We start from the raw sequence: 12,122 nt of genomic DNA, 5'->3' as shown, positions 1-12,122 counted from the left end.
CGCCCGTTGGGAACGCGTCTCCTCTGTTGCTTTACCCTTGCAGGGCACACCACCCGCCATGATCAAGAAGCGCTCCCTGATGATTGCCGGCCACCCCACCAGCGTGACGCTGGAGGCGGAGTTCTGGGAGGCGTTGAAGGAACTGGCAGCCGCCCGCGGCACCACCGTTTCAGCCCTGGTGGAGCAGATCGACCGGGAGCGGGAGGGAAACCTGTCCAGCGCGATCCGGGTCTGGGTCCTGAACGCCGTCCGTGGCCGGTAGCTCCTGCCGCACTTGTCACCGCGACCTCGGCGGAGGATTGTGGGGCAGGGGACATCGGGCGTCAGCGGGGCGGGGATGAATCAGGGTGGTGCGGTCCGGCGGTGGCGGCGCTGGCATGTGTGGCTGGCGCTTCTGGTCGGCGTACAGGCGGCGATATGGACGGTCAGCGGGCTCTACATGACCGCCATCAGCATCGACACCATCCATGGCGATCATCTGATCCGCCCGGACGAGCCGACGTCCATCCGCCTGGACGGGCTGGGCACCGATGTCAGGGCGTTGCGCAGCCACTACGGCGCGATCACGGGGTTGCGCCTCGGCAGCGTGGCTGGCGGAAGCTTCCTCGTGGTCGATCATTCCCGCGGTCAGGCCGTGCTGGACCCCACTACCGGGCAGGAGCTTTCCTGGCCGGACGAGGCGGACATCCGCCGCATTGCCGCCTCCTTCTATGCTGGCAGCCATGCCATCGCCAGGGCCGAACTCCTCCGGGACATCCCGGACGAAATCCGCGGCCGTGCGGCCCCGATCTGGCGGGTGGAATTCGACCATTGGAACAGGCCGACCCTCTATCTCTCCGCCGCGACGGGCGAGCTGGTGACCCGCCGGCATGAGCTGTGGCGGCTGTTCGACTTCGTCTGGATGCTGCACATCATGGATTACGAGGCGCGGGAGAATGTGAACAACACGCTCCTCCGCGTGGCGACCCTGGCGGCGCTGGCCCTGTCGCTGGCCGGGGCAGGGCTGCTGATCCTGCGGCTGTGGCGGGGCCGGGCGCAGGGGGATGCGGCATGAGGACCCTGCGCGCCATCCACAAATGGCTGGGGCTGCTGGTGGGACTGCAGCTCCTCGCCTGGGTGGGAAGCGGGGCGGTGATGTCCCTGCTGGACCATCAGGCAGTGTCCGGCCATTCCGTCTCCCGCCCGCAGCCGGCTCCCGTTCTGGGCCGCACCCAGCCTGTAGCGGAGCTGTCGGCGCTTCCAGCGGCGCTGGGGAGGCCGGAAGTCCGGTCGCTGCGTCTCCGCCCCCTGCTGGACCGCTGGGTGTATGAGGCGGTGCTGCCGGACGGGACCTTGCGGCTCCTGTCAGCCGAGGACCTCTCCCCGGTGGCGGTGGATGAGGCGCTTGCGCTGGAGATCGCGCGCGCTGGATATGCCGGTCCGGGGCCGGTGTCGGGCGTTGCGGCCCTGACGGCGCCGGTGCAGGAGCTGCGCAAGCATGAAGGACCGGTCTGGCGCGTGGATTTCGCGGATGAGGACGCCACGGCGGTCTATGTGGATGGCGGCACCGGCCGCATCCTGGCCCACAGGACCGATTCCTGGCGGCTGTTCGACATCGCCTGGATGCTGCACATCATGGATTACCGGGGGCGGGAGGACTTTAACCATCCGCTGATCATCGCCGCCGCGATTGCCGCTACATGGCTGGCCCTGACCGGGCTGGTGATGCTGCCTGCCGGCCTGCTGAGGGACCGGTTCGTCCTCCGCCGGCAGGTTGCGGTTCCGGCGCGGCTCACCGGCGGCCCGTTCGGTGAGGGGCAGGCGGTCGACCTTCCGGCCGGGAAGAGCTGGTTCGAGGCCTTGGCCGCCACGGGAACCGCACTGCCGTCCGAATGCGGCGGGGTGGGGGACTGTGGCCGCTGCCGCATCACCCTGGACCCGGCCCCAGCCGCTTGCGAGGCGGATCGCCGCCGCATCCCCCAGCGCCGCCTGGACCAGGGCGTGCGGCTTGCCTGCCAGCATGCGGTTGCGCCGGGCAGTTGCGCCCGGCTGCCCTGAACGGGCTCACGCCGGCTTCACGCCCCAATCCTTCAGCACCTCATCCGTATGCGCGCCCGGCTTGGCCGGGCCGGAGGCGATGCCGCCGGGGGTGCGGGACAGGCGGGGGGCCGGGGCGGGCTGGGTCATGCCGGCCGCCTCATCTAGCGTGCCGCGCGCCTGCATGTGCGGGTGGCTGGCGGCTTCCTCCAGCGTCAATACGGGCGTCAGGCAGGCGTCGCTGCCCTGCATCAGGGCGGCCCATTCGTCCCGCGTCCTGGTCCGGAACAGATCGGTCAGGCGCTGGCCGATCTCGGCCCAGTTGGACCGATCCATATAGCGGTCGAACAAGGGATCGCTCAGCCCGGCCAACCGGCGGAACTCGGCCCAGAATTCCGGCTCCAACGCGCCCAGCGCCACATGCCTGCCGTCCGCGCATTCATATGTCGTGTAGAATGGGGCGCCGCCGTCCAGCAGGTTCTCCCCCCGGCGCGGGGTCCACGCTCCTGCCCGGCCCATCCAGTGGAACAGGGACATCAGGGAGGAAGCGCCATCCACCATGGCGGCGTCCACCACCTGTCCCTTGCCCGACCGCTGCGCCTCGATATGAGCCGCCAGCAGGCCGAAGATCAGGAACATGGACCCGCCGCCGAAATCCGCCACCAAGTTCAACGGCGGCACCGGCTTGCCATCCTTCGGACCGATCGCGGCCAGAGCGCCCGTCAGGGCCAGATAGTTGATGTCGTGCCCCGCCTTGTCCGCCAGCGGCCCTGACTGGCCCCAGCCGGTCATGCGGCCATAGACCAGCCGTGGATTGCGGGCCAGCGCCACCTCCGGCCCGAGCCCCAGCCGCTCCATCACGCCGGGCCGGAACCCCTCGACGACCATGTCCGCCCTGTCCATCAGGCGCAACGCGGTTTCCATGTCGCCCGGGCTTTTCAGGTCCAGGGCGATGGAGCGGCGGCCCCGGTCGAATGCGCCGAAGGGATGGCTGAGTTTGGCATCCGGCCGGTCCACCCGCACCACATCCGCCCCGAAATCGGCCAGCAGCATGGCGGCATAGGGAACCGGGCCGATGGCGGCGAACTCCAGCACGCGCAGCCCCGTCAGCGACCCCGTCCTCTCCGCCGCCATCGGGTCAGAAGCCGGGCTGTGCCGCGAAGGCCGGCGCACCGGGGCGGGAGGCAAGTGCGCCCAGAACGGCCCGGACGTCGATACCGCCCTTCCAGATGCAGCGGTGGTTGCTGCGGTCCGCTGCCATGCTGATGTCCTGCTCCGGATTGCCCTCCACCAGAAGCAGGTCCGCGGCGGCCCCGTCCCGGAGCCGGCCGGCATCGGGCAGGTCCAGCAGGTCGGCGGCATGGGAGGTGCCGGCGCGCAGCGCTTCCAGCGGGGGAAGGCCCAGATCCACCATGTGGGCCAGCTCCTGGGCATTCTCCCCATGGCGGTTGGCGGGCGTGCCGGCATCGGTTCCCATTGCCACCTTGCCGCCGGCCTTGGCATAGCGGCGGAAGCTGTCGGCATGCATGGCCCCGAAGCGCTGGATCTTCTCCCGCACATAGGCGGGCAGCCGCTCCGGATTGGCCAGCAGGTTGCGGGCGGCGGCCAGGGTGGCGACCAGATAGGTGCCGCGGGCCAGCATCTCCGCGATGATGTCGTCGGTCAGCTCGAACCCGTGCTCGATGCTGTCGATCCCGGCAGTGACCGCATTCCGGATGCCGGCGGCTCCCTGCGCGTGCGAGGCCGTGTGCTTCCCCAGCCCGTGGGCGGTGCGGACGGCGGAGGCGATCTCCTCCGCCGTGAAGTGGGCGGCCAGCGGATCGACGCCGGGGGTCAGCACCCCGCCCGTCGCCATGATCTTGATGCAGTCGGCGCCATGCTTGACGTTCAGGCGCACCGCCCGCGCGACCGCATCCGTCCCGTCGGCCTCGATCCCGATCCAGTGGCCGTGCCCGCCGGTCATGCAGACGACGCGCCCAGCACAGCGCAGGGTGGGGCCGATATAGCGCCCGGCCTTGATGGCGTCGCGGACATCCATCTCCACATAGTCGCGCCCGCCGAGGTCGCGCAGGGCGGTGATGCCGCCCGCCAGCGTGGCCTGCGCATTCTCCAGCGTATGGAGCGTCAGCTCGCCCGCCGGCATGTCGCGCAGCAGGCCCACCACATTATCCTGCGCTCCCATGTTCAGATGCACATGGCAGTCGATCAGGCCCGGCATCAGGGTGCAGCCGGCCGTATCCACCCGCGTCCCGGCATAGCCGTCGAACTCCGCCAGCGGGGCCACGCGGCGGATGCGGCCGCCCTCCGCCAGCACGGCCCAACCCTCCCGCACCGGGTTGGTGCCGTCGAAAATCAGGCCGCCAAGGAACAGGGTGGTGGACATGTGTGGCGCTCCATAGCCGGAAGGTCGGGGCGCGATGCTACACGATCCGGTGCTGAATGGGAGGCGTCCTACCGGTGCCAGTCCCTGTCCAACCGGCGGGAGGCCAGGAAGAGGAAGAGAGCGGCCAGTACATAGAAGACCAGCCCGATCAGGATGGAGTAGCGCAGCGACTCCGCCCCGTAACGGGGGATCAGGAAGTCGGACAGGCGGCCCAGGAAGAAGGTGCCGAAGCCGATGCCGAGCAGATTGTTGATGAACAGAAAGGTGGCCGAGGCCGTCGCCCGCATGGACGGCGCCACCAGCCCCTGGATGGCGGAGAGCACGGGGCCCAGCCAGACGAGGCTGAGGGCCTGGGGAATCAGGAACAGCAGGAACGCCGCCAGCAGGTTCGGCGCCAGGATGCCGGCACCGAACAGCGGGATCGCCAGGGCGAAGGCGCCGGCGGGTACCAGCGCATAGGCGGCCTTGCGGGCATGGCCCAGCTTGTCCGCCAGATAGCCGCCCATCCAGACGCCCAGCACGCCGCCCAGCAGGATGATGCTGCCGAAGAACAGCGACGTGCCCACCAGCGTGAGGTCCACGCCCTCGCCGAATCCGACGGCACTGGCAAGCTGCTGAAGTTCGGCGGGGTAGCTGCGCTTGAAGAAGCTGGGAAGCCAGAAGATCAGCCCGTAGCCCATAATGGAGCTGCAAGAGGCGCCGAAGGAGATGAACCAGAAGCTGCGCTTGGTTGAGAGGACCCTGAGCACCTCCCCGATGGACGGGGCGGCAGCCCGCGCGGTCGGCGGGTCGAAGCGCCCACGCACCGGCTCCCGCACGGTGAAGCGCAGCAGGGGAGCCAGGACAAGACCGGCCAGCCCGACCACCATGAAGGCGCTGCGCCAGTCGATATAGGCGGCGATCAGCCCGCCGAACAGGATGCCGGCGGCCGATCCCAGCGGGATGCCGAAGCTGAACACGGCCATGGCGCGCCCGCGCTCGCTGGCCGGGAAATAGTCGGAAATCAGGGAATAGGCCGGGGCCACGCCGCCTGCCTCGCCGACGCCGACGCCGACGCGGGCCAGGAAGAGCTGCCAGAAATTCTGGGCGAAGCCGCAGATGGCGGTGAAGCCGCTCCAGATCGCCAGCGACCAAGTGATGATCCGGACCCGGCTGTACCGGTCGGCCAGCATGGCGATGGGAATGCCGAGACCCGTATAGAACAGGGCGAAGGCCAGTCCGCCCATCAGTCCCAGCTGGGTGTCGGACAGGCCCAGCTCCGCCTTGATGACTGGGGCCAGGATGCCGATGATCTGCCGGTCGATGAAGTTGAAGATGTAGACGAGCAGCAGGACCACCAGCACATAGCTGCGATAGCTGCGCTCCGACTTCTCCTCCGCAGTGCGGATCACGGTATCGGCCATGTACGGGTCCTCTGGGCCTGGAACGGAAAAGACGCCCGGACCTGAAAGGCCCGGGCACCGCGGTATTCATATCATCAGAAGAGGAATTCGACCGTGGCCGTCACGGTGCGCGGCGGACCGTAGAAGGCGGTGATGGAATTCCCGAACAGGGCGCCGGGGAAGACATACCCGCCGACCCGGTATTCCTGATCCGTCAAGTTGCGGCCATGCAGCCCGAACTTGATGTTCTCCGCCTCGTTCGTCCACACCAGCGACAGGTCGAGCAGGGTATAGCCGTTCTCGTCCAGCAGGGGGTTCGGAGTCTCGAAGAGCGAATAGGAGTCGCGGTAGCTGGCCGCGCCCGTCACCGTCAGATACCCGTAGTTGCCCAGGTCCCGGTTGTAGGTGAGCGTCAGATTGCCGGTCCATTCCGGCGTGTTCTGGAAGACGCGGGTGTCGGACACGTCGGCTTCGATGAACTGCTGATTGCTCGGTCCGGCCGGCTGTGCGGGATCGAAGGCGGGGTTGAGGACGAAGGTGCGGAATTCCTCGAACTCCGGTTCGATCCAGCCCACCGAGAAGCTGGCGCTCAGATCCTGTGTCAGCGAAACGAAGCCCTCCAGCTCCACGCCCTTGATGGTGGACTGGCCGGCGTTGCCGACGTCGCTGGCGATGTTGCCGGTCAGCGTCGGGGTCTGCTGCGTGAACTGCATGTTCTTGTAGTCGGCATAGAACGCTGCGAGGTTCAGCCGGAGACGACGATCGAAGAAGGCGCCCTTCACGCCCACCTCATAGCTGTCCACCGTCTCGGGGTCGTAGCCTTCCGTCGTGGTCGGGATCAGCGACGCATCGCCACGCATGTCGAAGCCGCCGGATTTGAAGCCCTGGCTGAAGCTGGCATAGGTGTTGATGTCGTCCGTCAGTTCATAGGACAGGGACACGCGCGGCGTGAACTCGCTGAAGGTCCGCTCATTGGTGTAGTCGGTCAGCGGAGCGCCCAGCGGGCCGGTCTGGCTGCCGCCGAAGGTGGGGCTGCGCAGGCCCAGATAGTTGGCGCGGAAGACGGTGCCTTCTTTCGTGTCCTCCGTGTAGCGGGCGCCGACGGACAGGGACAGGGCATCGGTCAGGTCGTAGCTGACATCGGCGAAGGCCGCCCAGCTTTCCGTCTTCACCTCACCCGCGGTCAGGATCGTGACACCGAGATTGCCTACGACGGTGTCGAACGCGCCCGCGGCGTTCGCATCCATGTAGTAGACGCCGGCAACACCCTGCCAGCGGTCCCCGGTGAACAGGGCCTGGAACTCCTGGCTGAACTGGTCGTCCTCATAGAAGGCGGGGATGTCCAGGATCGGTTCCGGCAGGCCGTCGAAGTCGATGATGGTGTCGGTGTTGCCGTCGCGGTAGGCCGTGATGCTCTTCAGCGTGACCATGTCGGTCACGTTCCACTCGCCCAGCAGGGAGATGCCGCGCGTCTCCACGCTGTTCTCGTCGCCAGCGCCGGAGCGAGTGTCATAGATGTCGTCCAGCGGCGCTTCGCCGGTCGGCGTCGGGGTGAGGCGGTATCCGTGCCGTGGGGCGGAGGTGTCCCGGGTCGCGTCAGCCGACAGGCGGAAGAACAGGGCGTCGGTCGGCGTCGCCTCCAGCGTCAAACGTCCGGTGCGCACATCCTTGTTGTAGTGCTCGGCACCGGTGGAGACATTCTCGCCATAGCCGTCCCGCTTCAGCACCGCGCCGGCAGCGCCGATGGAGACCTTGCTGTTGATCGGCAGGCCGCCGGACACGATCAGGTCCCGCTGCCCGTAGGAGCCGAGATTGCCCTTGACCCTCAGCGAGGCCTCGTCGCCGATCTTGCGGGTCACGTATTTGACCGCGCCGCCGATGGTATTGCGGCCATACAGCGTGCCCTGCGGTCCGCGCAGCACTTCGATCCGCTCGATATCGAAGATGTCCAGCACGGCGCCCTGGGGGCGGGCGACATAGACGTCGTCGAAGTACAGGCCGACGCCCGGCTCGAAGCCCCAGAGCGGGTCCTGCTGGCCGACGCCGCGGATGAAGGAGATCAGGGTGGAGTTGGAGCCGCGCGCGACTTGAAGCGTCAGGTTCGGAGTCGACTGCTGAAGGTTCGTGATGTCGATGGCGCCCTGGTTCTCCAGCGCTTCCGCGGTGAAGGCGGTGACGGCCACCGGAACATCCTGCAACGTCTCTTCACGCCGTCGGGCGGTGACGACGATCTCCTCCAGCGGGCCGCCGAGGCCGGGCGCCTGCTGGGCCAGGGCGGGCAGGGCCGCCGGCATGGTGAACAGGGCGGTACCGGCATAGAGCAGTGCCGCACCGGTTTTGAAACGCGTCTTCATGTGTTCCTCCCTCCTCTTTATTGCTTGTGACGGCGCATCAGGCCGCTTTGCTGGTTCCGCGGGCCGGTGGCGGCAGTTCCGCGGCGAACTGGATCAGGGTCGAATTGAACCGGGCCGGCTCCTCCAGATGCGGGGCATGGCCGGAATGCTCGAAGGCGATGATGCTGGCGCGGGGCAGCAACCCCTGCAGCTCTGCCGCCGTTTCCGGCGCATAGAGACGGCTGCGGGTTCCGAAGGCGATCAGGGCGGGCAGGTCCAGCCGGCGGAGTTCCGCCCGGAAATCCATGCCGGACAGCGACACCCACAGGGCAGCCATGGCGTCCGCATCGGCACTGCCGATTTCCGCAGCCGCCCACTGCTTCAGCTCCGCATGCTCGCCCTCGTGGCCGTGTGCGAAGATGCGCTGGGATGCCCGGCGGCTGACCGTGGGCCAGTCGGCGCGCATGATTTCGGCTGCTTGGTTCGTGCTGCGGCCGGGGCTGCTGCCGCGCAGCCCGTACATCCAGTCCGGGCCGTTCACCACCTTCGGGGACATGTCGACCACCACCATGCCGGCGGTACGGTCCCGCATCCCGTCCAGAAGCGCTTGCCACAGCACCATGGCGCCCATCGACCAGCCCACGGCCAGCATGCCGGTCAGGTCGAGGGAATCGGCCAGGGTGCGGAGATCGTCGGCCAGTTGCCGCACGTTCGGCCGGTCCCCCTCACGGTGGGACCGGCCATGCCCGCGCAGATCGACGCTGATGACGCGGAACCGGTCGGGCAGCCCTGCAATCTGCGGGCTGAAGAAGCCCCCATGCGTGGCCCAGCCATGGACCAGCAGCAGGGGCCGTCCCTCACCGGCGGCATCGTAAACGATGCGCGCGCCGTCGCTTGCCACTACGTGCGGCATATGGGTGGTTGCCTCCCTATCGCGCATCCGCCCTGCCGGGCTTGGCGCGGTCGGTCCCGGTTATCCCGGTGACCCTTTTGATGGCGCTATGCTTGCGCTAAACTGAAACCTGAGTCAATGTTCAAGTTGAACGGCCATTCAGGTTTTTGACGCCCGGGGAGGATATGGCCTTGGAAGATTCGGCAGAGACGGCGCTGTCCAAGGCGCCCCGGACCGAACGCGGCAAGCGCACCCTGCGCCGTCTGCTGGATGCGGCAGCGGCGGAGTTCGGGGAGCGCGGCTATCACGACGCCTCGATCAGCGGCATCACCCAACGGGCCGGGGCTGCGCTGGGCACCTTCTATACCTATTTCGACAGCAAGGAGCAGGTGTTCCGCGCCTTGGTGGACGATATGGGCCGCCTGACCCGCCACTGGATCGCGGAGCGGGTGGGCAATGCGCCCGACCGCCTGACGGCGGAGCGGGTGGGGCTGGAGGCATTCATCGAGTTCGCCCGGGAGCACAAGGACCTCTACCGCATCGTCATGGAGGCTCAGTTCGTCGCCGAGGATGCTTATCGCGAATATTACCGTGTCTTCGCCGAAGCCTACCGGCGCAACCTGGCCCAGGCCGTGGCCAAGGGTGAAATCCGCCCCGGCCCGGCGGAGGAGCGGGCCTGGGCGTTGATCGGCATGGGCGTTTTCCTGGGGCTGCGCTACGGCGTCTGGAACCAGGACAAATCCCCGGCGGAGGTGGCGGCCGCCGTCTCCGATATCCTGACCCATGGTCTGCGGCCGGACCCCGCGGCGGGGGAGGGGCCATGATCCGGGAGCTGTTCGACGTCACTGCCCGGCGGGCGCACCTGTCGCCCGGAAGCCCGGCGATGGAGGAGCTGGCGACGGGCCGGAGCGTCACCTACCGCGAACTCGACGACAGGGCGGCCCGAGCGGCCAGCCTCCTGATGGAGTTGGGATTGGGTGAGGGCGACCGGGTGGGCGTCCTCTGCCGCAACCGCATCGCCTTCTTCGAGCTGATCTTCGCCTGCGCCAAGCTGGGCGCGATCCTGGTGCCGCTGAACTGGCGCATGCCCGCGCCGGAGCTGCGGCAGGTGCTGGAGGACAGCCGGCCGACGGTCGTGTTCGCCGGGGCGGAGGACCGGGCCGTGGCGGCCGACGCCATCGGGCCGGATGTCCGGCTGGTCGGGTTGGACGATGCGGGGGCCGGCGGCTACGAGGCGCTGCTCAAGACGGCCAAACCGCATCCGGGGCGGGAGCGGTGGCCGGCGGATCAGGTCTGGTACCTGCTCTACACCTCCGGCACCACGGGGCGGCCGAAGGCGGTGATCTACACCTACGGCATGGCCCTGGTGAACTACGTCAATATCGGGCAGGCCATCGGGCTCACAGGGCGCGACGCCACGCTGTGCTTCCTGCCGCTGTTCCACACGGCGGGGATCAACCTGCATGCCCTGCCGACGCTGATCGCCGGCGGACGGGTGCTGGTGCTGCCGGGCTTCGACGCGGATGTGATGCTGGACCTGCTGGCGGCGGGGCGGCTGGACACCTTCTTCGGCGTGCCCGCGGTCTATCAGCAGATCAGCCTGCATCCCCGGTTCGAGGAGGTGGACCTGTCCCGTGTTCGCCACTGGGGCTGCGGCGGGGCGCCCCTCCCGGACGCGCTGGCAAAGCGCTTCTTCGACCGCGGCGTGCGGGTCTGCAACGGCATGGGAATGACGGAGACGGGGCCGACCCTGTTCCTGATGGACCCGGACCGGGCGGTGGAGAAGATCGGCTCCGTCGGCAAGCCACAGATCATGAGCGCGGTGCGCATTGTCGGTCCGGATGGGCGGGATGTGCGGCCGGGCGATGCGGGGGAGCTCTGGATCGCGGGGTCGGGCATAACGCCGGGCTACTGGCAGCGCCCCGATGCGACAGCGGCGGCCTTCTCCTCAGATGGGTGGCTGCGCTCCGGCGACCTCGCCCGGCAGGATGGGGACGGCTATTTTTACATCGTCGGGCGGCTGAAAGAGATGTTCATCACCGGCGGGGAGAACGTCTATCCGGCCGAGGTGGAGAATGTGCTGATGCTGCATCCCCAGGTGCTGGAGGCGGCGGTGGTCGGCATGCCGGACGAGAAGTGGGGGGAGGTAGGGCGCGCCTTTGTCCGGGTGCGCCCGGGCCGGGACGCACCTTCGGCGGAGGAGCTGACCGCCTTCTGCCGCGCCCGGCTGGCGGCCTACAAGGTGCCGAAGCGCTTCGACCTGATCGAGGATTTTCCCCGCACCGCCTCAGGCAAGGTGCAGAAGCACAAGCTGCCGAAGGACGCATCCCTACCGGGTTCGGGTGATCCGACATGAATGAGCGTGCAATGGACCAGATCTCCGTCGAACGCACGCTGACGCAGGCGGAATTCGATCTGTTCGCGCGGCTGTCTGGCGACGACAACCCCATCCATGTGGACCCGGACTTCTCCGCCCGGACGCGGTTCGGCCGAACGGTCGCGCACGGGGTGTTCCTCTATTCGATTCTGCGCGGGTTGGCCGACCGGCTGGCGCCCGGTGGGCGGCAGGCCGCGCAGGAGGTGCGCTTTCCAGCGCCGACCTATGCGGGTGAGCCGATGCGGTTCGAAGCCTGGGTCGAGAGCCAAACTTCAGACGGGGCGGAGATCGGCATCCGCGCAATCCGCATTGCCGACGGGGTGGTCACCTGTGACGGGCGCACGGTCCTGCTGCAGGGGGACGACGAATGAAGCTCGGCGACATGGCGGAGATCACGCGCATTTTCACCGCGGCGGATGTGGCGGATTATGTCTCGCTCGGCGGTGCGTCCATGCCGGATGGCGTCCTGCCGGAGCCGCTGATCGGCGCGCTCTTCTCCTACCTGCTGGGCGTCAGGTTGCCGGGGCAGGGGACGAACTATCTGAAGCAGGAGACGGAGCTTCTCGGCAAGGCTCGCGTGGGCGAGCCGCTCACCGCGCGGGTCGAGATCACCCGCCTTCGCCCGGAAAAGAATCTGGTCGATCTGGAAACCACCTGCCGCACATCGGACGGGACGGTGGTGGCCAGAGGACGGGCGCTGGTCTATGTGGCGGATGTGGAAGGCAGGCCGGCGGCTTGA

The 12,122-nt window shown here is 68.2% G+C and carries 12 protein-coding genes; 7 read left to right on the top strand and 5 right to left on the bottom strand.

Translation table 11 applies throughout. The features are described from left to right. Positions 1–58: 58 nt before the first annotated feature. The 3 genes from DOL89_RS08840 (at position 59) to DOL89_RS08830 (ending at position 2,037) form a co-directional block, all read left to right on the top strand. Positions 59–262, top strand: a complete 204-nt coding sequence (locus DOL89_RS08840; RefSeq protein WP_119678814.1) for a ribbon-helix-helix domain-containing protein — start codon at positions 59–61, stop codon at positions 260–262. A 75-nt stretch (positions 263–337) separates the two neighbouring features. After that, entirely contained in the window at positions 338–1,054 is a 717-nt protein-coding gene (locus tag DOL89_RS24800; protein ID WP_162937409.1) for a hypothetical protein, read from the top strand. Beyond that, positions 1,051–2,037, top strand: coding sequence for a 2Fe-2S iron-sulfur cluster-binding protein (locus DOL89_RS08830; RefSeq protein ID WP_119678812.1), 987 nt, complete (start codon positions 1,051–1,053; stop codon positions 2,035–2,037). Before DOL89_RS24800 ends, DOL89_RS08830 begins: the two co-directional genes overlap by 4 nt. Positions 2,038–2,043: 6 nt before the next feature. Here DOL89_RS08830 and DOL89_RS08825 read toward each other — a convergent pair whose 3' ends face one another. The 5 genes from DOL89_RS08825 to DOL89_RS08805 all read right to left on the bottom strand — a co-directional run bounded on the left by DOL89_RS08825 (position 2,044) and on the right by DOL89_RS08805 (position 9,027). Then, positions 2,044–3,150, bottom strand: coding sequence for a CaiB/BaiF CoA transferase family protein (locus DOL89_RS08825; RefSeq protein WP_119678811.1), 1,107 nt, complete (start codon positions 3,148–3,150; stop codon positions 2,044–2,046). Between the two features lie 4 nt (positions 3,151–3,154). Further along, positions 3,155–4,399 (bottom strand): metal-dependent hydrolase family protein, encoded by a 1,245-nt coding sequence (locus tag DOL89_RS08820; protein ID WP_119678810.1) that lies wholly within the window; start codon positions 4,397–4,399, stop codon positions 3,155–3,157. Between the two features lie 68 nt (positions 4,400–4,467). Then, positions 4,468–5,802 carry a spinster family MFS transporter gene (locus tag DOL89_RS08815; protein ID WP_119678809.1) on the bottom strand — a complete coding sequence of 445 codons (1,335 nt, stop codon included), beginning with the start codon at positions 5,800–5,802 and terminating at the stop codon, positions 4,468–4,470. A gap of 74 nt (positions 5,803–5,876) precedes the next feature. Then, entirely contained in the window at positions 5,877–8,135 is a 2,259-nt protein-coding gene (locus tag DOL89_RS08810; protein WP_119678808.1) for a TonB-dependent receptor, read from the bottom strand. Positions 8,136–8,172: 37 nt separating this feature from the next. Further along, a complete protein-coding gene (locus DOL89_RS08805) occupies positions 8,173–9,027 on the bottom strand; it encodes an alpha/beta fold hydrolase (RefSeq protein ID WP_162937408.1) in 855 nt (284 codons plus the stop codon). A 170-nt stretch (positions 9,028–9,197) separates the two neighbouring features. On the opposite strand from DOL89_RS08805, the gene DOL89_RS08800 reads away from it, so the two are divergent. Genes DOL89_RS08800 through DOL89_RS08785 form a run of 4 tightly spaced genes read left to right on the top strand, consistent with a single transcriptional unit; the run spans position 9,198 to position 12,122 of the window. After that, on the top strand, positions 9,198–9,830 hold the full coding sequence (locus DOL89_RS08800) for a TetR/AcrR family transcriptional regulator (protein ID WP_225889738.1): 633 nt from the start codon (positions 9,198–9,200) through the stop codon (positions 9,828–9,830). After that, entirely contained in the window at positions 9,827–11,362 is a 1,536-nt protein-coding gene (locus DOL89_RS08795) for an acyl-CoA synthetase (RefSeq protein ID WP_119678805.1), read from the top strand. The genes DOL89_RS08800 and DOL89_RS08795 overlap by 4 nt, the downstream gene beginning before the upstream one ends. Then, on the top strand, positions 11,359–11,754 hold the full coding sequence (locus DOL89_RS08790) for a MaoC family dehydratase (protein WP_205574550.1): 396 nt from the start codon (positions 11,359–11,361) through the stop codon (positions 11,752–11,754). The genes DOL89_RS08795 and DOL89_RS08790 overlap by 4 nt, the downstream gene beginning before the upstream one ends. Next, positions 11,751–12,122, top strand: coding sequence for a hotdog family protein (locus DOL89_RS08785; protein ID WP_119678803.1), 372 nt, complete (start codon positions 11,751–11,753; stop codon positions 12,120–12,122). The genes DOL89_RS08790 and DOL89_RS08785 overlap by 4 nt, the downstream gene beginning before the upstream one ends.

It is taken from the genome of Indioceanicola profundi (assembly GCF_003568845.1).
GTDB classification, from domain to species: Bacteria; Pseudomonadota; Alphaproteobacteria; order Azospirillales; family Azospirillaceae; genus Indioceanicola; species Indioceanicola profundi.
Note: the sequence above shows the minus strand (reverse complement) of the source record. Positions and strands in the feature narration are given on the sequence as shown.